The following is a 21,047-nucleotide window of genomic DNA, read 5'->3' on the forward strand; positions in this document are numbered from 1 at the left end:
TTCAGCGTTGAGGTCTCGTTGCGTTCTGAATCACAGGCGGGGGTTCAAACTGGGCAGTGGCGCGCTCGTGAAGCAGCAGCAATAGCCCTGCGACAAGCGCAAAGCCGAGAACGCTCAGACCCGCGACCGTCAGCACCAATTGCGCCTTTGCGCGCGCTGAAATGCCTGTTATCGCCGTGAACAGATTCTTGACGACCGCTTCATCAAGGCCATGAGCGATGACGACCATTCGCGTGCGACGATCGTCCGAGGGCCAGGCCGGAAGCCGGTACTGTTGAATCGCATGCTGAACGCCGTGCACGACAAGAGGCCGCTCCGGATCGTCCTCCATCCCAACAAGCCCCTTCAGACGAAGCAATTGCGGACCGCCTACGGCCTTGAGCAGTTCAATGAATGTGGCGAGGTTTCGCGGCGATACGGGCTGGCTTTCGAGCAATGCCAGACTCTGGATGCCAGCGGCCGCATGGCGGCTCGCGCCTGTGGCATCGTTGTGAGTTTGCCCTTGCTGGGCCAACGCCACCTCCAAGGCCAACCACCCCTCGACGTCGGCCCCCTGTTCGGAGGGAACGTAGCGACGCGGAGCAAAGACCGCTGCGAGATCGAAGTCGTTCCCGTGACGGTCCACGATGGCCGCGGAAGCGTTGATCTGCCGGATCTTCGGCAGCAGGCCGGAGAGACCGGGAGCCGCGGCTTCTGCGCCAAGATCGGTCTTGGTCAGCACGACACTATCCGCAAACGCCACCTGCTTCATGCATTCGAAGTGCCGCTCCATCGTCGTTTCGATCATGGTCACGTCGATTGCGCAGACGACGCCGGACAGTCGAAAGCATCTTGCCACGACATGGTCCCGATACCCGACCGCCGGAAGACCGCCCGGTGTGATCTGATTGATGATCGGAGCGGGATCGGCAAGCCCGGTCGTCTCGACGATCACGCGCTTGAACGGCGGGACAGCCTTGCTCTCCACAGCGTCGTAAAGTTCGAATAGGGAAGACCTGATGTCGCTGGCAGCTGTGCAGCAGAGGCAGCCTGTCGTTGTCACCATCAGCTCGCGCTTGTTCACGCGAACAAGGTCATGATCGATGGATATGTCGCCAAACTCGTTGATGATGACGGCAGTGTCCGCAAAGGCCTCGCGCGCCAAGAGCTCATTGAGCAGCGTGGATTTCCCCGAGCCCAGGAAGCCCGTGAGGATCGTCACCAGAATCGGTTGGTCTATCTTCATCGCCACGCAATCAAATCTTCCCGATACGTAATGTTATAACATTACATTCAGTCACGCAACAGCCCTCGGGAGCCCATCACGATTGATTGTGGTCGCTGCCTTTGCAGCGCATGGGCAGGAGGGCCCAATTCGAAATGCGGTCAGCGAAATTCAAGTCTCAGTTGCCGCAACGGGCGAACCACACCATCAGAATTTGAAGGACGCCTCGACTTCGTAGGTCCGCGGTGCCCCCAGGAGGATCTGATCTGGATAGAATGGAGAGCTCCATGCCGCGTACTTCGCATCAGTGAAGTTACGTACCCGGAAGGTGACGCGCGTGCTGTCGAAGGTCGGGAATGTCGGTGACTTCGGAATATCGATAAAGGCGAAGGCATCCGCCGTCGTATAGGCGAGAAGCTTAACCGTATTGGCATCGGTGCTATACCGGTCGCCGACATGACGAACCGAAACCCCGAGCTCGACCGGCAGCCAACCCGGATTAAGGAAACGATACGAGGCCCCGCCGTTCACGACAACGGCAGGAATATTCGGCGGGGTATTTCCCGAGAACGATCCGCCCGTGAACTCGTAGTCGGCATAGCGTGCGTGGACATACGCGACGTTGCCCCAGAACTTGAGCTCAGGGGTCGGACGCACTGCCGCGGCGAACTCCACACCCTGCGATTTGACTTTTCCGGCGATGTTGAGGCGTTGACCGGCTTGTGCGGAATACACATTGCTGCGCTCGATGTCGAAAGCCGAGAAGGTCCATTCGGCGCGGCCGTTCCACAGCAGATTCTTGACACCGGTCTCGTAGCTGCGGGCAGACGTCAAGGTCAGTTGCTGTGTCGGGCTCAGCAGGAAAATGCTGCCTGCCGACAAGTCGCTCGCCGTCGCATACTGGCTGTAGAACGTCATCCCCGGAATCGCTTCCCACGTGTATCCGATACGGCCGGTCACGGGCTGCCAGCTTGTGGTGTATGGGAAACCAGCACTGCTCACGCCGTTGACGTCGGTGGACGTTCGATCGAGCTTGAAGGGATTGTAGCGGAGACCGCCGATCAGCGCGAAATTGTGCGTAATTTTCAGCCGATCTTCGAGATTGATCGCAAAGCTGTCGATCGTCGCGGTCTGTCGCTGCGTCGTTAGCAAACCATAATAGCCACGAAAGGGATCGACCAGTGTCACTTGATCAGAAGGAAAGTTTGCCGCGCCGGGCCTTGAAAAATCCAGGTGATAGAATTCGAGCGCCGTGACCAGGCGGTTTTCCATGCCGAATAGATGCGAATTCCACGTGAGGTCCGTATTGTTGCCGACCAGGTTCTGGTTGTGATGGACATAGAACCGTTCACGATCAACCAGGTTGGTGGCGGCGTTGAAGGCGCTTACCTCGTTGTTGTACCAGTCGCGGCTGGCATTGTAGTTATAGACCTGACCTCTCAGAGTAACGTTGCTCGTGAGATCCCACTCGAATCCTCCGCGCACCCATGACTCCTTGATGGTCTTGTGGTTGTCGAGCACGTTGTAGTTCGTTTTCAGCGTACGGCTGTCGATGGTGACAGGCCCGAGATTGGTGCCGTTATAGTCGGACACTTTCGTCCCGGACACGATGCCCGTGGTCGCGAAAGGACCGCTAAAAGCGACCGGGACCAGCGGCGTGCCTTCATAGACCCGCGCCTTGTAGTCCTTGTATTCGGTCGCGACGAAAACCTTGAACGCGCTCGTGAGGCGATAATCCAGTTGCCCAGATACGTGCAGATTCTTTGTGTCGGTGTCATCAATGAAGCCGTTCTGCACCGATCGGCTGATGTCGAACCGGTAGTCGAGGCCCTGGATGTTGGTGCTGCCTCCCGAGCCAACGCCGGTGCGAACACTGCTGAACGAGTCGAAACCGATGAAGGCTTCGTTGGTGATCGGACCGGTATGAGGCGCCTTGGTGACATAGTTGATGGCACCGCCGACCGCGCCCTGCCCCGACATCAAGGACGATGGGCCCTTGAGAAATTCGACCCGATCGAGGTTGAACGTCTCCATGGTCAGCGCCGTGAAGCCCGTCGGGCCGATATTGACGCCATTGTAGGTCACGTTGACCTGTTCGCCCTGGAAACCGCGCATGGAGAACGACACGTCGTTCGGCGCGTCGCTGGCGGTCACGCCAGTTGCGCCTTTCACCGTGTCGATCGTCGTGTGGTAGCCCTGCTCCCGGATCGTTTCCGCCCCGACGACCTCGACGGTTGCGGGAATCTCCCGCGGGGTCAGCCCCAGCCGGCTCGCGCTGGGCGTAACTACATTTGTGTTCAGCGGCGTCGCCGGCACCTGCTGTTGCCCTTGCGACTGCGGTGACTCCTCGGCGATGGTTGAGGGTCGCGGATTTCTGTTTACCCGGGAGATACGGCCTCTTTGCGAATTCGACCGCGTCGCCACTCTCGCCGTTGGTTGCCGCTGCGGCGCGTCAACGGTTATAGGCGGCAACGAACTCGCCGGCTGGTCGGGTGATGACGAAGGTGTCGGAGCTTGCGCTTCAGCCAAGCCAAAAGGCAGAACGCCTGCCGCTATCAAAAGAGTTGATAGAGAAACCGAACACAGCAGGTAACGCACGCTTGCCCCCACCCCCGCGAACCGCCTCGACTACGTCGAGGCTTCACAAGGGCTATGTAATGTTATAACGTTACATACGTCAAGGCAGCCAAGAGGCCTCGTCATGCGACCGCAGAGCGTAAAAAACCGAGTTCACTACTCTCTGTTGCTGGCGTGCCGAACGCGGCACCTTCGATGAGCGGCCGACGTGGCCAGTGGAGGTGTACGAGGAATCCATGCTCGATGCGATTGAAGTGACGAAGCAGTTTGGCGCCAAGAGTGCCCTGGATAATATCTCGCTCAGCGTCCTGCCTGGCGAGATCTATTGCCTCTTGGGAGCAAACGGCGCGGGCAAGACGACGCTGGTCAATCTGTTCCTGAATTTTCTACAGCCGACATCTGGCAGCCTGCAAATCGGCAAGCTCGACGTCGTGCGTCACCCATTGGAGACGAAGCGGCTCCTTGCATATATCCCCGAACAAGTCACGCTCTATGGCGTGCTCTCAGGTCTGGAAAACCTGGCATTCTTCTCCTCACTCGCAATCGGAGAGCATTTGCCGCGGCAGCGGCTGCTTGAACTGCTCGAGGCGGCAGGTCTCCCTCGCCAAGCAGCCGATGACAGGGTCGCGACCTACTCGAAAGGCATGCGTCAGAAGGTGGGAATTGCCATCGCACTGGCCAAGAATGCCAAAGCCCTCTTGCTCGACGAGCCTACCTCAGGACTTGACCCGTCCGCGGCCAACGAGTTCTCGGAGCTTCTCGTCAGGACCAGCAACGACGGCGTGACCGTCTTGACGACAACACACGATCTCTTCCACGCGAAGCAGACCGGGACCCGCATCGGCATCATGAAGCAAGGGCGGCTGGTGGAAGAACTCAGGAGCGAGGAGGTCAGCCATGCCGATCTTGAAGCGCTGTACCTCAAGCACATGAAGAGTTGACGTGTTCGCAATCATCGCCGCCAAAGATCTTCGCGTGCTGACCCGCGACGGGCGTCTGCTCTGGGCCGGAGGGCTGGTCGTCATCCTCATGCTGGTGGCTCTGGCGGCCGGATGGAATCGGCAGGTTCAGCTGAATAGCGAACGGTCGGCAGGCCAAGCCCTCGACTATGACGCCTGGCTTCACCAAGGCTATCGGCATCCGCACGATGCGGCGGAACAGGGCATGCACGTGTTCAAGCCTGAACCATCGCTTGCCGTCTTCGATCCCGGCATTGGGCCATTTGTTGGCTCGACCGTCTGGCTGCAGGCGCATCGCCAGAGCGAAGTCAAGTTCCGGCCGGCCCAGGATGCAACCGGTTTGCAACGGTTCGGCGAGTTATCGCCAGCATGGCTTCTTCAGGTTTTGCTTCCCCTGCTCATTATCGTCATTGGTTTCAACTCTGTGAGCGACGAGCGCGAACGCGGAACGTTGCGCCAGCTGCTCAGCCTGGGCGCGCCCGCGCGGAGCCTTCTTTACGGCAAAGCGGCGGCGCTTGCGAGCTGCGTTGGCATTCTGATTGCTCCAGTCGGCCTGGCGTTTGCAGTACTCATCGTTGCTCGCCTACCCGCTGGAGAGCGCGTGGACGTGGTCTATCGGATTGCGTGGCTCGCGGCGGGATACGGCCTCTATCTCGGCTTTTTCGTGTTTCTGACCCTGGCGGTATCAGCCCTCGCGCGGTCATCGCGGACCTCCCTGGTCTTGCTCCTGGGCTTCTGGGTCGCCGCAACGCTGATAGCTCCGCGCACCGCCTCCGAAGCGACGAATTTGCTCCATCCCACGCCGTCCCGGCTCGACTTTGACAATCAACTCGCGCACGACGTGGCAGACGCTGGCCGCAAGGCCTGGTCGACCCATTTCGGTGCGCGAACACCGTGGGATCCATCGGTTCCGCTCAGCAAGTGGGGCGCGGCGCTGAAAGTCGACGACGAGGCGGGTTACGGCGCACTTGATGAAAACTTCGGCAGGCTTTGGGACACATTCGAGCGTCAACAGCGCGCGCAAGAGTGGGTCGGCCTTGTTGCCCCGGTCGTTGCACTCCGCGGCTTCTCCATGGGCCTGGCGGGAACGGACTTTTCCCAGCATCGCGACTTCTCAACCGCGGCCGAAGCCCAACGGCGGAAGATTCAGAACATTGTCAGTGAGGACTTGATCGAACACGCCGATCGCTTGGGTAATGCGCATTTCACCTACAAGGCTGGCCCCGAGCTGTGGGCAACCGTGCCGCAATTCAAGTATGAACTTCCGTCTGTGTCGTTTGCCTTGGCGCACCATTGGGCGAGCCTTGCGCTGCTCGCCGTCATGTTCTGCCTCTCCGTCGCGCTCGCGCAGTTTGCGCTCTCCCGTCCGCTTATGCGCTAGGCAGTCGAATGAAGACAATGCAGCCTCGCCCGCTCTCCACCTTGTCGCTGATCGTACTGCACGAGGCCCGCATCCTTGTCCGCGATCGCACGTTACTGTTGGTGTGTTGTGTTCTGGCTCTCATGGTGGGTTACGGACTATTTGTGGGACTGGCGCAAGCAACGCTCCGCGACCGCATGGTCGCTCAAGTCCTCAAACACCAACAAGAGACCCAAACGGCAAATAGCGGGATGCTCCAATCCGTTCTCGCTGGCCAAACCGCGCTGATACCCTTCTCCAATCCCGCGAACCCTGCTGCCATGGCCGGCACCTTGTCCGGGCGTTACGCCACAATGCCCAACGCACCACTCGCGGCGCTGGCGATCGGTCAGTCGGACATGATGCCCAATTATTACCGCATCACCTATTTGAGCAAAGTTCAGTTCATGTACGACACGGAAATCGAAAATCCCTGGAATCTGCTCAGCGGGCACTTCGATCTCGCTTTCGTTATCGTATTCGTACTGCCTCTGCTGGTTACGACGCTCGGGTATAACCTGCTGTCGGCCGAGCGCGAACATGGCACCTTGCGCATGCTGTGTTCGCAACCGCTTTCCATCGCAACGTTGATGACCGGGAAAGTCATCGTGCGCATGCTTGCGCTGCTGGCGATCGCTATTCCCGTGCCGCTCGTGGTCCTGCTTTTGATCCGTCCCGAAGCCCGGGGCGCGGAGCAACTGGTCTTGATGCTGTCATGGTCGGCGCTGGTGGCGGCGTATACCTTGTCCTGGTTCGCGGTCGCGGCCTTGGTCAACACCGTTGGCCTCTCATCTTCGACCAATGCGTTGATCATGGTGGCACTCTGGACGATTCTTGTGCTCATCTTGCCGGTGACAATGAACCTTGCCGTGGGATTGGTTAGCCCGGCCCCCTCCCGCACCGAATTGGCCAACCGCACGCGTGTCGCAACCGCCGAATCTTTGCGCGAATACGAGGACCTCTATAGCGCGGATTATCGCTATGCCTCCGATCCGGAAGCGCTGCTGGTAAAAAATGAACGCATTGAAGTGCCTTCGCGCATGCGTGCATTTTTTCTGGCCAAGCAAAAAGTCGACGAACGAATCGAGCCGCTTTTGAAACATTTTGATCAGCAATTGCTGCAACAACAAAAACTTGTCGACAGGCTGAGCTTGCTATCGCCTGCGATGCTCGTCAATGAAGCGCTGACCTCTATTGCCGGCACCGATTCACGCCGTTTCCTCGCCTTCAAGGATCAGACAGAGGCTTTTCACAAAGAATGGCGGCAGTATTTCTCTCCTAGAATCCTGGAGAGCCGCGCCATGACCATGCGTGACCTGTCATCATTGCCCCGGTGGCATTGGATTGAGATGCCGGGAAGCGAAATCAGATGGAGCATCTGGTGGCGGGCCATATTGATGCTGGCGCTCGCGTCCGTGCTTGGCGGCCTCGCGCTTGCGCGCTCGTCCCGCCGATCGATCGAGTAACTGTCCAAAGCGTTTCCGATCAAGACACCTCTGGTACGGAGAGTCGCCAAAGCTATCGACAACTGCAATGAAGCCGAGACGGGGTATGACCTTGCCGCTGCTCGCCGGCAAGCGAGATTGACCGATCCTGCCACAAGCCATGAGGGCTAGCGTTCAGGCGTACCCGCGCATTCCGCACACTCGCCCTCCACCTCGATCATCGGATGGCGAGGCCTGAAGCCGGTTGTTTTCGCTGCGCCCCGCAAGCCGCGCGCCACCAGTTCGGAGGCCGCCTCCTGAACCGCGCCACATTGCGCGCAAACCATGAAGACAACCGTTTCGCCTTCTCCGTGCAGATGATCGCAGGCGAAATAGGCCGAGCGGGACGCCAGCCGATGGACGCACCCCGCCTCCTGCAGGAACTCGAGCGCACGGTAGACCTGCACGGCTTTGAGCTTTCGCGCATCACTCACTTTCTCTGCGATCTCGTAGGCGCTCATCGGCTTTCCGGACGCCGCAAGCAAGGCAAGCACGCTTTGGCGCATCGGCGTGAACGGCACCCCTTTCGATACCGCGTACGAGCGGGCGCGAGATTCAACTGCATCGCCATCGACGGGGTGACCATGCGTCTCTTCGTGCGCGCGAGTTCCGCGCGGATCTGGATTGCGATGCATTCCGTTCACCTTGACGGTGTAACAGTATAACAGGTATTGTGTTGTTACAACATTACACCCAGGATCGTTCATGACCAAGTCCCAAACGGGGGAGGACGCCCTGCTCCCCGTCTCTATTCGGTCCCGATTCTTCGGCGGCGGAAAGAGGGCCATGAGCCAGATCATTCTTGGGATTGACTTCAGGTCCAAGCGCCGAGAGCGAATTTACGACGCAGACAAGGTCTGGTCCGGAGAACATACGATCCTGGACTACACAGAGATCTAGGGCGATTGCGCGCGGAACTGATCCCCGCTCTGCTTCGCGCGCCATTGTTATGTTATAACATGACATAGTCGGTGTAACAGTTCAGGCTGAGGCGAGCATCGCATGGACGCGATCATTAGGGAGTCTAGGCACCGCGTTCGGTCAATCCGCGCGCCTTTTGGCGAGGATACCTCGTTTCGCCCTTTGCAATCTGGACTGCGCGGTCAATGCGTTCACCTCTGTCCCGGGGGTCGTACGAGTGCGGCTCCAATCCAGCGATCATCGGAAAGCCTCCGGGTGCGGTCGGCAACCGCAGCGATCGATTCCTCGCCAAGAACTGTCCAGCGCCACCGGCATCAAGCACCTGAAACAACGAGAATACGACGGCTCATGCTCAAGACGTTAAAAACGGTCGTGCTTGCGGGACTCGTCTCGCTGTCACCACTTGATGCTGGCGCCGCGTCGGCCAAGAAGCTCAATGTGGTCGCCAGCTTCTCGATTATTGCTGACTTTGCGCGTCATGTCGGCGGAGACCGTATCGATCTTCGCTCACTCGTCGGAGCAAACGGCGATCCCCACGTTTACGAGCCCAAGCCCGCGGACGTCAGAACGATTGCCGCCGCCGATATCGTACTCGTCAACGGCCTTCAGTTCGAAGGCTTTTTGAGACGCCTTATCGAAGCGAGTGGAACAAAGGCGCCGGTTGCCGAGCTTACGAAAGGAGTCCAGCCGCTCAAGAGCACTGAGCAAGCGCACCATCACGGACAGTCTGGCCCTCATCACCACCACGGCGACTATGATCCCCATGCGTGGCAAGCGGTTCCGAATGCCCGGACCTACGTCAAAAATATCGCAGATGCGTTCTGCTCGATCGATCCACCCGGCTGCAAGACGTATGAGGCAAATGCCAAAGCCTATGATTCAACTCTCAGTGCACTCGATGACGAGATCAGAGCGACGATCGCACCCATCCCGCCCCACAAGCGCGTTGTCATCACCGCGCATGAGGCATTCGGCTACTTCGCTCACGAATACGGTTTGACATTCCTCGCGCCAGAAGGCCTCTCGACAGACGCCGAGGCCGCAGCATCCGACATCGCCAGTCTCATCCGGCAAATCAAGCGGGACAAGGTCGCCGCGGTCTTCGTGGAGAACATCACCGATCCCCGTCTCGTGCAGCGAATTGCCGCGGAAACAGGGTCGAAGGTCGGCGGAGAGCTCTACTCCGATGCTCTGTCCCGACCCGACGGGCCGGCGGCCACCTACGTTGACATGATGAAGCACAACGCCTCGACAATTCGGAAAGCCATCGTGCCTGATGTCCCCTGATCGAACGCGTCTTGTTTCGGAGCGCGAATGCTGTTTTGAGAGGAAGTATCCGATGACCAGAGTTCAAACCGGCACTATCGGTGTCCTTCTGACGACACTCGCTCTCAACTGTGCTGCTTTGGCTGGCGAGAAGACGGCGTGGCGCCTGTTCGTCTCCGACCATTCCGAGCCAATTGTGAATGTCATCGATCTCCTCAAGCAAGAGAAGATCGAAACCTTTGCGACCAAAGCGCCAGCTCGTCTCTACCGCAGCAAGACCGGACGGACGGTCCTTGCCGTGCAGAGAGGTGCGGACTTGGTCACAGCGATTGATAGTGGCATATCATTTGAAGATCATGGCGATCACGGCGACATCAAAGTCAAGCCGCCGCGATTGCTTGGCGTTGAGATCGCGGGCAAGCAGCCATCGCACGTGGTCGAGTATGGTGTAGAGATCGCGATCTTCTTCGACGGCGAGGGCCGCGCGCGAATCGCATCCGAAAGGATGATCCTGGAATCGAAGTCTGTTCTGCGCGAAACCGCAGCGGGGGTGCCTCACCATGGGGTCGCGGTTGCGAATGATCGCTACACGCTCATTTCCGAGCCTAACGTCAGGAACTCAGATGAATTGCCCATTGGCATCAAGATCGTCGACAAGTCCGGTACGCAAATCGGCGGCGTTCATTCGTGCCCGGACCTGCACGGCGAAGCAACATCAGGAAACATCCTTGTTTTCAGCTGCGCTACCGGACTTCTCGTTGCCAGCATGGATGGGTCCGCGCCGCAGGTTAAGCACCTTCCCTACGCCGCCGCGCTGCCAAGCGGCAAGACGACCACCATGCTTGGCGGACGAGGCTTGCAATACTTCCTTGGCAATTACGGGTCGAACAAGGTCGTTCTGATGGAGCCGACTGATGTGGAACCTTTCCGCCTCGTGACATTGCCAATGCGGCGGGTGGATTTTACCGTCGATCCAGTCCGCGCAAAATTCGCGTACGTCTTCACGGAAGATGGACGATTGCACCGATTGGACGTTATCACCGGAAAGCTTGACGGATCGCTGCGAGTGACCGAGCCCTATTCCATGGACGGTCATTGGAACGATCCGCGCCCGCGGCTGGCAGTCGCTGGTGACATGGTCGTAGTCACTGATCCAGCAAGAGGCGTCGTTGCGCTCGTCGACACAATGAGCCTCACGAAAGCCGGCGAAATTACCGTCGGCGGCAGGCCCTTCAATATTGTTGCGGTCGGCGGATCAGGTCAGACTCACGACGACTAGCAGCTGATCTGAACCAACGCGGCCTTTGCAGAGCGTGGCGACATCCGAGCCGAGTGCAAGATACGTGGACAAGAGAGCTGTTGCGTTGCAGTCAAGAGTGCACCTTCTGAATGTTGTCGGCCTCGTCAGCATGACTGTCTTGTCCAGTTCGGACCCAGCTTTTGCGGTAGGCCAGTCATCGGCCGTGCCGGCCTGGTTGCAGCCCCATGTCGGCGACAGCGAAGGTCAAATCGCACCAGTGGTCTTGGAGAGAGCTCGCGCGCTCTACCTGAAAAAGGTGCGTGCAGGCGCAGTCAGAAATCCCTGCTACTTCGCCATGGACGCTACGCGGCCCAACTATGCAGGTGAAGGCAACCTGGGGCGCCGGTTCTACATTATCTGCGAGGCCGACCGGTCGTTTCGCGCAGTTTCAGCGGGTCATGGCAGCGGTCGCGATCTGAAAGGTATCGCGGATATTGCAAATGGGAGGCGGTGTGCGAAGAACTTCGGCAATGCGATCGATTCCAACCTGACAGCCGGTGGCGCCTATGTGACGGCCGAGACGAAGACTTCCGTCAAAGGCTATTACCGCGTTTCAGCAAAGCAAGACGCGATCCTCATACGCTCATTCGTTCAGTTTGACGGTGAAGGTGAGACCGCGAACGCCAGAGAGCGCGCGATCGGCGGACATGCAGCCGTATCGCTAAAGGGCGTATGTCTTCGAAAGGATCCACACAGCCCATACGCAAACCACGACGGTTACGTTCCGTTTGGAATGTTGGTTGATTACTCTGCAGGCCGTAGCAATGGCTGCACAAGTTGGTCACCGTCGGACGCCCGGCAAATCATCCCGATGTTGAAAGACAATCCGACCACGATCTATATTTATCCTGAATCACACGACATCGACGCCATCGGCAAAGCCGTTGTGGCTGGGAAATTGCCATCGCGCCGGGGATTATATTGGAATGCATCCTGCTTGAAAGAGATCAGCTCTCCGAAATTTTGGTCAAAAGGAGGTCTCGAGCCAATCCTTGCTCAGTACAAGAAGGATCATCCGGCGCCGCCGTCGCGGCCCCCGCCGATTTGCAAGGAGCCGTGAACTTTATCGCTCGTGACGAATGAGCGTTGCAGAGTTTTCAGCATTGGCGCGGCGTCCACGGTAGGCGCGCCCGCAATGGAACGGGATGGTGCGGCAAGCCCCCATCGGAGGTCGGGTCGAGAAGATGCGCGCGCCGCGGAGGATTAGCATCCAAAGCGAGAGGTCGGAAGCTCATGAACTCGCTTTGCTTTTCCGCACTCTGGCAAATGCACGCCATCGTTCTCGATAGCAGTACATGCCAAGCTTTCCCAGAATCACCAAGCCGCACCTTGCGCGATGCCTTGCTCTGGGTCTGAGAACAACGCGTTCAGATTGCTCAATTTGCTAGGGCTGGGAGTAGTGGCCCCGGTGAAGTCGCCTCGAATACGTCGGGTACTTTTCAGGGAGTACAAACATTGGGGTTGGAGTCAGGAGAGCGCTACCAACCCTCGCTGAAGGATTCTTTGTTCTCAAGCTCAGCCAGCGGCGCGCGGCGAGAGGTTTGCTACCTCAGCAAAATGAGGTCTGCTCTTCGGCCGCAAGTGTGTCTCTCCTGCCCTCGGTCATTTGTGGTGCACACCACTCGACTTCAGCGGCCCATCCCATTTCTGAAGGACAGCTCACATTAGTCGTTGAGCTGTACCTTCGTTCTATCCATCAACGGGCAGCGGAATGTGCCATTCAGAATGAAGCAACGAAAAGACGATTTAGACGAGGAATATCAACTGGCTGGGGCGGGAGGGTACTCAGCCAGAACCGTGCCTGTTTCAACCGCTTGAAAACACGGGACAAAACGGTGCGATCGAGATCGTGTGTAGCGGTTCGGTGCTGCTGTTTGCAAGCCCCATTTTGCGCTTCGCGCGTCACGGGCGAAATACTTCCGAGACATGCGAACAGGGGCGGCCTTTCATCGACGTCTATGGCCTTCCAAAGGCCCGGACATCAAAGGCAGCTCGTCACACGCAGCGCTGGGACTGCCTGCTCTTCCTCGACCCGAGACTACCAAACCGGCCGCGGCGATCTCGATGCGCTCTTGGCGGCCACGACCACGGCAGCCAAAGAGCGCAGCCGCGATGCGACCCTGGGTGCGCCGCTCGCCCTGAAGGTCGCACTCGCCCGACACTGGTGCTCTGGCTCGGTGCGCAGCGTCCACCGCATCGTCGAGGCCATCCAGCGGCGAACTCCGCGCCGCACGGAACGGATCAGGTCCAGGCCAACTGGGGCGCTTTGCCGAACCAATGAACGGCCATTGACCATCATCACAATGCAGAGGCGGGTCGGCTGGGCGAGACCATGGAAGGCTTCAGCCAGGTGGCTCTCGATAGCTCCTTACCCCCTAGGCATAGCTCCTGTCTTTCACATGCCTACGTAGCCCGCGCCTGCGCATCTCCACCGAAAGCGTGCACCAGGCCGGCTCAAACGACGCACATCGGCGCGAGGTCAGTAGGCGGTGTTCTGGCGAACGCCCCCGTTACTTCCCCCCTTTTGTGACGCAAAAACCTGGAAAAGTAACGCAGAATTCGAGGTTGGCTTTTTGGCAAAAAACGCCAACCAATTGCTGGAAACACGTCGGGCTCGATGGCCGGCGAGCATCGCTCACGATGTGCAGCTACCCTCGAGGATGCGAGAAGACGCACTGTGTTGGCCCTCCCGTACGCCTCCCGTGCACCTCGGGTACACTGCGATGGGGTCGAAAATTCTTCGTTACATTTCCGCGTTAAGTCGCCACACAATTCGGATAAAGCGTCACTCTTTCGGGGTGCACGCGTTACAAACCTCGAATTTGTCGTTACAAAACCCGAAATTCTGCGTGACCGTTGGTGCGGTCCAAAAGTGTAAGTTGCTGGTTTACAGGCTCTTTTGCGTTTTGATCGCTCAAATATTTCGTTACTCCCGCTTGCAAGACCAGGGGGAGCCGCGGATTTCACGGCTCGGAGACAAATTTCCTGAGCGTCGCGGCGGCTGATCGGCCAAACACCTTCCACAGATCTAGCTGCCAGCAGCGGCGCTTCTCGCCGCGGCCCCACTCGTGCCAAAGCGCGCTGGCGTGGATCTAAGATCTGCTGATGGAGAGGCGTTTGTCAGAATGACGCGCATGGCATCTACCTGAGTGAAACCGTGATCCGGCTTAGGTTCGCAGCAAACTCCAGGCCTGCTTTCGGGCCTTTCAAATCGAGCGCAACTCCTTTTTCATTTCTCAGACTGACGCCGCCTGCGCCGCCCACTAACGCTCCGCCCGCTCCGACCGCACTGTAGGTGCCGGCGAAGTCCCTGACGTCGCGTATGCCGGAGGCCCACCCTTCCAGACGGCTGGCCGTTGCGCCCACGGTGATGCCGAGACTCTGGCCGGTTGCCGTGAAGTGATAGTTGCGGCCGCGATAGGAGAGCACGCCGCGTCCACCGCCCACGCCAGCGACCAATCCAGCCTTCACGAAATTGACGCGCACGTAGCCTGGTGCCTGCGCAACCGCCGGCGGTGGCAGAAGCAGAACAAACGCAAACAGCGCGATCGCGACACAACGAAGCGTGGGCGTCCACATCCACTCGCTCCACTTTCAGGGATTGCCCACGTCGACCTTCTTCCAGGTCTGGTCGGGGTCGAACAGGAACGTGCGCTTTGCGATGATCGGGGTGCGTTGGCCGAGATCCTTCTGATAAACGGTGCCCGCGTGGTTGACCAGGAAGGTCATGACGCCCGAATTGCCGTATTCCGCAGGATATGCGATGAGCGCAAATCCGCCGATCATCTTGTTCTTGACTACGTAATTCAGCGCGCCGCCGGGCGCGTTGGGACCCTGTCCCTTCAATATCCGATAGTAATAACCGTGATAGGGCGCTCCGCCCTCGGTCCCGGCCTTGTAGCCCTCCGCCGACGCTTGCGCCGCAAGTTCGCCGAGCGGGCTTGGATCGCGATCGTCACGCCAGAACAGACCGTCCTTCTTGCCCGGACTGCTGGCGATACGCTGGGCGTAGACGCCTGCGCCTTCGCCGCGGTCCTTGTCCGCGTACTCGTTCTGCGCGTCGACGAAAGCGAGACAGGTTTGAATCGCATCGGCTTCATTGCGCCCGATGCGGCGATAGAGGATCTCGAGGCGGCCCGCGGCTGCATCGAACTCCCAGCCATCCCTGCTGTTGACCAGCGGAATCGGAAAGGGAAAGTCGTCCGCACCCAGGATCAGGGTCGCTCTCTTGTTTTCTTCCGATTTGATGGAATGTTTGGCTTCATACGCCTTCAAAAAGCTCGCACGTGTCTCCGCATCTGCGACATCGTCTCCGGATGCGATGATCTCCTCTGCGTCCTTGCCAAGAACCCTGAGCATGGCCCGCTTGGAACCTGTCTTGACTGCAGCGACCAGCGCTCCGGCGGCTTCTTCTGGAGTCGGAAAGGCCTGCTGTGCATGCGCCGGCGGTATCAGCAGCGCCAGCGCGATTGCGGCGGCGACACAAGCTGCAGCAGCGCGGTCCAACCGGAACGGCCCAATCGTGATCATCGCAATACCTCAGATTGTGCAGGAATGTTTGCGCCTGAAGCGAGCCAGCCACTGTAAGTGCGCAGCTTCAATCCGAGCTTGTCGTAGTAGACGCGCAGATAGCCGTCGCTGCCGCGCATCACTGCCTCCGGCATCACGCGCTCGACTTCCTGGGCCATCACGCCGACATAGGCCCTAGTGCTGCCGAGGTAGCTGAAACGGTAGTAGCCGAGGCCATTGGCGAGATAACCGAGTTGAACGATGCTGTGCTTCAGGGCGATGTCGGAGCGTCGCCCGCCGCCGCGAAAACCTCCGCCGCCGCCAAAACCGCCGCCACCTCTCATGGCGGCTCCGCCGCCAAAGCCACCGCCGCCTCGTCCCGCAAAGCTCGGACCACCGCCGCCACGTGGGCCCAAGCTCGCCATGCTTGCCCTACCACGAGCGGATTGCGCAGCGGCAGCCCTGCCCGACGACACATTCATTGCCCCGCCGCGGCCACCTCCGCGATCTGCGCGCGCGGCGCTGCCGCCGCCGCGATTGGCGGCCTTTGCGCGATCTCCGCCTCCGGCTTTGGCGCGATCGCCACCACCCTTGGCACGATCCGCCGTGCCCGGCCGGTTGCCGCCACGATCTCCGACGCGATCACCGGCTCGATCGCCCACGCGATCACCTGCACGATCGGCAGCACCTGCACGATCTCCACCGGGTCGATCCTGTCCGGGACGAAGCACCTGCTGCCCGTCACGACCGCGGAAGTCCATCCGGTTCGAGGCACCGGCCTTCAGATTGTTGTTGCCGAAGCGCTGCGCAACGTTGGCGTTGTTGTACCTCACGCCCTGCCGATGCGCCGGGTTATGCTGCCAACTGTTCCCGATGTTGGTGGTCCTGTTGAAATGATTGACGTAGAGGTTGCGGTTGCCCCAGTTGAAGCTGCCGCCCCAGTAATTTCCCCAGCGTCCGATCGCCCAGCCGGCGCCAAAGGCGAGGCCTGTCGCGATCACGCCCGCCCCGATGTAAGGTGGATATCCGAAGTAATACGGCGGATACTCCGCATAGGGCCAGGCTCCATAGACGGTCGCCGGATCGTAGTACGGCACATAGAGTGTTTCCGGATCGGCCGACTCGATGACGACGACCTGCTTGTTTTCCTGCGTCTGGACGCTGACTTTCTGCTGCTTGGTGGTGACAAGCTTTTTATTGTCGTAGGCCTTCGTGCGCAGCCGCTGGATCGCGTCCATCACATCAGGCTGTTGCGCAAGCACCGCATCGCCCAAGCTCTTGGTCCAATCGATTTTGTCGCTCATCATCGCAAGCACGTCTGCGGTGCTCGCAAGCGCCTTGACGCTGTCGTCCCAGGCCTGCTTGTCGACCTCCTTCTTCAGCGCATCACCCTTCAGCGCCTTGTTCGCCTTAACCCAGCGATCCGCCTGCACGACCTCCAGCGGGTAGGTCGATGCCGCCAGCACGTTGGCCACGAGCGCGTCCGGATAAAGCGCGATCGGGGCGACCAGAGCCTCGAGCTGCTCGGGCTTCAACAAGGTTTGTTCAGCTTGCGGCTGTACAGACGCCTGGCTCGGTGCAGGCGGGGTGGCGGGTGCCTGTGCCGGCGCGGTGGCGGGAACCGTCAACAGCAGTGACAGCACCAGCAGCATCTTGTCGCAACGAAACATCGTCGCCTCCATTCCTGTTCTTGGATGGAAGCTTCAGGCCGCAGGCAGGCCCGAGGTTTGACAAAGATCAAAGGAATCCGCCTGCTTAGGTCGTCGCCTTCGCGCGGCATTCACTTTGCGCTGCAAGAGTACTCCGGCGGTCGTGGATCAGGTTTTACGCGCCCTCGCTATCAAGCTGCCGCACCCGCGCTAGGCGCGAGCGGCAACCTGATACGAAACGCCGCGCCCTGCCCGGCCCGGTTCTCCGCGGAAATCTGCCCGTCATGCGCCTCGACGATGGTCCGCGCGATAGAAAGCCCCATCCCCATGCCGTTCGGCTTGGTCGTAAACAGCGGCTCGAACACCTCCGAAAGGTTGGCAGCGAGAATACCGGGGCCGTTGTCTACTATCTCGATCTCGGCAAAGCTGCGATCCTGCGCTGTACGCACCACCATTCGGCGGCGCAATTTGTCGAGATGCTCCATCGCGTCTGCCGCATTGATGATCAGGTTGAGCAGCACCTGCTGGAGCTGAATGCGATCGCCTAGGACGCGGAGCGGTTCCGCGGGCAGAATGCTTTCCACCGTCACGTCCCTCGCATGCGTCAGCCCCGAAACGAGATCGAGCGCTTCCGCGACGACTTCGTTGACATCGATTTCCTTTGCCTCGAAAGGCCCCCGCATCAGGAGGCTGCGCAGCCGTTTGATTACTTCGCCGGCCCGCTGGTCGTCGCGTCGGATATCGGAAAGGATTTCCTTCAATTCTTCCTTGTCGAGCGATGTCCTCTCGAGCATCAGCGCCGCCGTCTCGGTATTGACGAGGATCGAGCCGAGCGGCTGGTTGAGCTCGTGCGCGATCGAGGCTGTGAGTTCTCCTGCCATGCTATAGCGGTTGACATGAGCCAGCTCCGACATGCGCCGGCGTGCCTCGACTTCGGCGAAGCGGCGGCGGCGGCGCTCGTAGAGCAGAACCGAGATCAGCACGGCCTGCAGCAAGACGACCAGGCAGACCATGGCAACCTGCCAACGGTAGGTTTCCCAGACGGAAGGCTCGCGAAAGTAGACCTGGCTGTCGGGAGGCAGCGAGCTCTCGCTGATGCCCCATCGCTGCATTTGCCGCCAGTCAAACTTCGCCGCAGCATACCGCGTTGGGGGCAATCTGATGTCGCCGGCCTTCTCGCCGCCAAGGATGCGGACGGCGACATCCGCCGTACGTCGGCTGCCTCCGGCTACCGAGTGCATGGGCCCGCCGACGAGTTCATCTCCGAAGAAGCCATCGTCATAGGAGAAAATCGGTGCGTTGGCGACCGCATGGAGCCTCTTCAGCGCACTATCGCCCTCATGGACGACACCTGCAGCATCCACGTTCATAAGGCCCCAAAAAAGCACGGTGTGTTGCGGCAGCGCAGATGCGGAGCGGAGAAATTCCTCGAAGGGGATCTTGTCAGTCCAGGAAAATTCGACGCGGTTCTCGAACGGCGGCATTTCCTTGCGTACTTCCTCGAGCCAGAAACGTTCATTGGGGGAAGTACCGATGACGATGATGATCTTCTTCGTCCCGGGCAAAACCCTGAGTATGTTGGCAAAGGACGCAGAGAAATCGTGTGACACCGAGACGACGGTGTCATTTTCACCGAGACGCGCGAAGTTGACGCGGCGCTGTTCGATGGCTGTGATTACCAAAGGAGTCGCTGGAAACAGCCGATCTCTCTGCCGTTGCACGAAATTGGCGGCTGGGGCGCCCACGCAAACGATCAGGTCGGGAGGACGCTTGGCACCAAGCGCCATCAGGTAATTCACGAATGGGACTTCCGGGTCCTCGTCGCTCGACCTCGCCGTGACCAGGGAATGGTCGTGGATATCCAGTGGCCACGGCGATTGCCGGATCAATTCGGCGCGAATGGTTCTGGCGTATTCGGCCCATGGTCTGAAATCCTGCCCAAACGAGTGCAGAATCATGACCCGCTTCGGCTCGGGCGTTGCTGCACGGGCGACTGTCTGCAAAGAGCAGATCAAGGCGAGCAACGCGAAGAGGCACCAAACCAGCGCGATCCGATACCTCTTCCTCGCTTCGATCGTGCTGCGGCGCTTCATTTGCCCGCATCCTGCTAGACCACAAGCGGCCATAGCAGCATGATTCAGCGCGCGAGGAAACTGCAGCGAACCGCGGGCTCGACGGCAGCCAATTACCGCTTCTAGCAGCGTGTGACGACGCGGCCGTAGGCGTCTACGGCCTGGACGCAGCCTGACCCGTAATAGGCTCCGGCGGCCGCTGCGCCCGCGCCAACAGCGACCGCACGGCGTGTCGTGCGGCGTGCCACGCCGGCGTAGCTCATCGGGGTCAACGGACGCCCGATGCGCGCCTCGGCAGAGGAGATCAAACCAGTATCGATGGTCATCTCTCCGTTCCAGAACAAGCCGCCGGCAAGCGCGACAGCGGCGGCAGCGGGTACGATCAGCTTGCGTGGCAAGACGGTCATTTCTTTGCTCCTGGTGTGCCGGGGGGAATCTCGTCGAATTCGATCATGGCTGTGGAATCGAGCGCGACCTTGATCGCGTCGGCCGGCGGCTTGAACGTGAAGTCCGCCTCGGCAATGGCGTCCGTCTTCCAGTCCCTGATCCTCAACGTGTATTGCGGAGCGCCGGTGACGGTCTTGCTGGTAATCACGTATTTGCGCGGCACGGGCTTTGCGCCGGTCTCGATCCAGATCTGCCAATCCGTATCAGGTCCGCGAAAGGCCAGGTGCTCGCACTCGACACCATCCACCACGCCCTGGCCGATATGGCTGCCCTGGATCACATTGGCCATCAGTTCGTCGTATGAATTGGACAGCAGAAGGTCCGCGCCGGGCAAGCCAGCGCTCGAATGGCCATGCAGCGTGTCAATCATCTTGTCGGTGCCGCCGGCAATATCGGCCTGCACATAGGCCTTCGCGTTGTTGCCGTAGAGTGAAACTGTCTTGCCATCGTAGACCAGTTCGACATCCGCATAGCCGCCGGTACGGCGGACACGCAGCTTGTCGGGCCGGTTCATCTTCATCTCGCCGGAGCTGGTGAACTGGATCTTCTGCAGTTCTGGCGTGACGACCTCGACATCGCTCTCGAACTTCGCCGAGAGCGACTTCTGGCCCGCCAGATAGTCCGACATCGCTTTCAACACCTTGGCAGGATCGTCGGCGCGTGCTTTCTCGTTTGCTGCGGCCGATAGAATGGCGATTGCGGCGGTTGCCGCCGAAACTCGGATCATGGTCCGAAGATGTGAGCCCTGGGTCATTTGTGCTCCTCCCTGGATGCGCGCCATTGAGCGCGCATCCATGGGAGCCAACCTTGACATGAATCAAGCTGCTCTTATCGGCTAAGATGCGGGACAGCGCGCATACTTGATTTCCATGCCTGATATGCCCGGGAACATCCGGATCACGGTGTTGGCATCACCTTCCCTGAGACTGAATTGCACATTCTGCAGCATGATGTCGGAAGCACAGGCCGCGAGCAAATTAATGTTCGAGCCTTCATTCGTCTTCGCCTTGATTCGGCAGCGTGCGTACTTGCCGGTGATCTGGTCGCCTTCGATGATGAAACCGCCGCCATAAACGTCGGACATGTCGGTAAAGGTCACCTGCGTGCCCTTTCGAACGAAGACCTTGGCGCAGTTCTCGGCATCGCTCACCCAGGCTCCGTTGAGGTCGAAAGCTATGGCAGGGCCAGGCATGAAGAAGCACGCGCCCGCGAGCAATGCAGAAAGCGCTGAATTTTTGTACGTCGATTTCATCGCTTTCT

At 59.5% G+C, this 21,047-nt stretch carries 16 protein-coding genes; 6 read left to right on the plus strand and 10 right to left on the minus strand.

Annotation, left to right across the window (positions count from 1 at the left end):
• Position 1: 1 nt before the first annotated feature.
• Together YUO_RS40555 and YUO_RS0112315 are read right to left on the minus strand one after the other, a co-directional pair.
• A complete protein-coding gene (locus tag YUO_RS40555) occupies positions 2–1,225 on the minus strand; it encodes a CobW family GTP-binding protein (RefSeq protein ID WP_051379395.1) in 1,224 nt (407 codons plus the stop codon).
• Positions 1,226–1,411: 186 nt separating this feature from the next.
• The gene (locus tag YUO_RS0112315) at positions 1,412–3,802 is read right to left on the minus strand and encodes a TonB-dependent receptor domain-containing protein (RefSeq protein WP_235782693.1); all 2,391 of its coding nucleotides are present in this window, start codon (positions 3,800–3,802) and stop codon (positions 1,412–1,414) included.
• Between the two features lie 215 nt (positions 3,803–4,017).
• Between YUO_RS0112315 and YUO_RS0112320 the strand changes: the two genes are divergently transcribed.
• Genes YUO_RS0112320 through YUO_RS0112330 form a run of 3 tightly spaced genes read left to right on the plus strand, consistent with a single transcriptional unit; the run spans position 4,018 to position 7,605 of the window.
• Positions 4,018–4,722 (plus strand): ABC transporter ATP-binding protein, encoded by a 705-nt coding sequence (locus tag YUO_RS0112320; protein WP_028347532.1) that lies wholly within the window; start codon positions 4,018–4,020, stop codon positions 4,720–4,722.
• A gap of 1 nt (position 4,723) precedes the next feature.
• Entirely contained in the window at positions 4,724–6,121 is a 1,398-nt protein-coding gene (locus YUO_RS0112325; protein WP_028347533.1) for an ABC transporter permease subunit, read from the plus strand.
• 8 nt (positions 6,122–6,129) lie between these two features.
• Entirely contained in the window at positions 6,130–7,605 is a 1,476-nt protein-coding gene (locus YUO_RS0112330; protein ID WP_051379396.1) for a DUF3526 domain-containing protein, read from the plus strand.
• 146 nt (positions 7,606–7,751) lie between these two features.
• Here YUO_RS0112330 and YUO_RS0112335 read toward each other — a convergent pair whose 3' ends face one another.
• The gene (locus YUO_RS0112335; RefSeq protein ID WP_235782694.1) at positions 7,752–8,330 is read right to left on the minus strand and encodes a Fur family transcriptional regulator; all 579 of its coding nucleotides are present in this window, start codon (positions 8,328–8,330) and stop codon (positions 7,752–7,754) included.
• A gap of 562 nt (positions 8,331–8,892) precedes the next feature.
• Between YUO_RS0112335 and aztC the strand changes: the two genes are divergently transcribed.
• The 3 genes from aztC (at position 8,893) to YUO_RS0112355 (ending at position 12,170) form a co-directional block, all read left to right on the plus strand.
• Positions 8,893–9,831: a zinc ABC transporter substrate-binding protein AztC gene (aztC, locus tag YUO_RS0112345; RefSeq protein ID WP_028347537.1), complete on the plus strand. Its 939-nt coding sequence runs from the start codon at positions 8,893–8,895 to the stop codon at positions 9,829–9,831.
• 52 nt (positions 9,832–9,883) lie between these two features.
• Positions 9,884–11,089: a metallochaperone AztD gene (locus tag YUO_RS0112350; RefSeq protein WP_028347538.1), complete on the plus strand. Its 1,206-nt coding sequence runs from the start codon at positions 9,884–9,886 to the stop codon at positions 11,087–11,089.
• A gap of 130 nt (positions 11,090–11,219) precedes the next feature.
• Positions 11,220–12,170: a hypothetical protein gene (locus YUO_RS0112355; protein WP_156908609.1), complete on the plus strand. Its 951-nt coding sequence runs from the start codon at positions 11,220–11,222 to the stop codon at positions 12,168–12,170.
• Positions 12,171–14,251: 2,081 nt separating this feature from the next.
• Here the strand turns inward: YUO_RS0112355 and YUO_RS0112360 are convergent.
• The 7 genes from YUO_RS0112360 to YUO_RS0112390 all read right to left on the minus strand — a co-directional run bounded on the left by YUO_RS0112360 (position 14,252) and on the right by YUO_RS0112390 (position 21,039).
• Entirely contained in the window at positions 14,252–14,689 is a 438-nt protein-coding gene (locus tag YUO_RS0112360; RefSeq protein ID WP_028347540.1) for a hypothetical protein, read from the minus strand.
• A 15-nt stretch (positions 14,690–14,704) separates the two neighbouring features.
• Positions 14,705–15,640 (minus strand): DUF2950 domain-containing protein, encoded by a 936-nt coding sequence (locus YUO_RS0112365; RefSeq protein ID WP_035726610.1) that lies wholly within the window; start codon positions 15,638–15,640, stop codon positions 14,705–14,707.
• Positions 15,637–17,289, minus strand: coding sequence for a DUF3300 domain-containing protein (locus YUO_RS0112370; protein ID WP_028347542.1), 1,653 nt, complete (start codon positions 17,287–17,289; stop codon positions 15,637–15,639). The genes YUO_RS0112365 and YUO_RS0112370 overlap by 4 nt, the downstream gene beginning before the upstream one ends.
• Positions 17,290–17,459: 170 nt before the next feature.
• Positions 17,460–19,361, minus strand: a complete 1,902-nt coding sequence (locus YUO_RS0112375; RefSeq protein WP_028347543.1) for a sensor histidine kinase — start codon at positions 19,359–19,361, stop codon at positions 17,460–17,462.
• Positions 19,362–19,462: 101 nt separating this feature from the next.
• Complete coding sequence (locus tag YUO_RS0112380) at positions 19,463–19,747, minus strand: hypothetical protein (RefSeq protein ID WP_035726612.1); 285 nt, start codon at positions 19,745–19,747, stop codon at positions 19,463–19,465.
• Positions 19,744–20,541 (minus strand): DUF2092 domain-containing protein, encoded by a 798-nt coding sequence (locus tag YUO_RS0112385; protein ID WP_083754572.1) that lies wholly within the window; start codon positions 20,539–20,541, stop codon positions 19,744–19,746. The genes YUO_RS0112380 and YUO_RS0112385 overlap by 4 nt, the downstream gene beginning before the upstream one ends.
• 81 nt (positions 20,542–20,622) lie before the next feature.
• On the minus strand, positions 20,623–21,039 hold the full coding sequence (locus YUO_RS0112390) for a hypothetical protein (protein ID WP_028347546.1): 417 nt from the start codon (positions 21,037–21,039) through the stop codon (positions 20,623–20,625).
• Positions 21,040–21,047: the final 8 nt, after the last annotated feature.

It is taken from the genome of Bradyrhizobium murdochi (genome assembly GCF_000472965.1).
Classification (GTDB): Bacteria; Pseudomonadota; Alphaproteobacteria; order Rhizobiales; family Xanthobacteraceae; genus Bradyrhizobium; species Bradyrhizobium murdochi.

Coding starts and splice junctions, on each gene's coding strand:
- YUO_RS40555 (WP_051379395.1), bottom strand. CDS start 1,225: ATGAAGATAGACCAACCGATTCTGGTGACGATCCTCACGGGCTTCCTG.
- YUO_RS0112320 (WP_028347532.1), top strand. CDS start 4,018: ATGCTCGATGCGATTGAAGTGACGAAGCAGTTTGGCGCCAAGAGTGCC.
- YUO_RS0112330 (WP_051379396.1), top strand. CDS start 6,130: ATGAAGACAATGCAGCCTCGCCCGCTCTCCACCTTGTCGCTGATCGTA.
- YUO_RS0112335 (WP_235782694.1), bottom strand. CDS start 8,330: ATGAACGATCCTGGGTGTAATGTTGTAACAACACAATACCTGTTATAC.
- aztC (WP_028347537.1), top strand. CDS start 8,893: ATGCTCAAGACGTTAAAAACGGTCGTGCTTGCGGGACTCGTCTCGCTG.
- YUO_RS0112350 (WP_028347538.1), top strand. CDS start 9,884: ATGACCAGAGTTCAAACCGGCACTATCGGTGTCCTTCTGACGACACTC.
- YUO_RS0112355 (WP_156908609.1), top strand. CDS start 11,220: ATGACTGTCTTGTCCAGTTCGGACCCAGCTTTTGCGGTAGGCCAGTCA.
- YUO_RS0112360 (WP_028347540.1), bottom strand. CDS start 14,689: ATGTGGACGCCCACGCTTCGTTGTGTCGCGATCGCGCTGTTTGCGTTT.
- YUO_RS0112365 (WP_035726610.1), bottom strand. CDS start 15,640: ATGATCACGATTGGGCCGTTCCGGTTGGACCGCGCTGCTGCAGCTTGT.
- YUO_RS0112370 (WP_028347542.1), bottom strand. CDS start 17,289: ATGTTTCGTTGCGACAAGATGCTGCTGGTGCTGTCACTGCTGTTGACG.
- YUO_RS0112375 (WP_028347543.1), bottom strand. CDS start 19,361: ATGAAGCGCCGCAGCACGATCGAAGCGAGGAAGAGGTATCGGATCGCG.
- YUO_RS0112380 (WP_035726612.1), bottom strand. CDS start 19,747: ATGACCGTCTTGCCACGCAAGCTGATCGTACCCGCTGCCGCCGCTGTC.
- YUO_RS0112385 (WP_083754572.1), bottom strand. CDS start 20,541: ATGACCCAGGGCTCACATCTTCGGACCATGATCCGAGTTTCGGCGGCA.
- YUO_RS0112390 (WP_028347546.1), bottom strand. CDS start 21,039: ATGAAATCGACGTACAAAAATTCAGCGCTTTCTGCATTGCTCGCGGGC.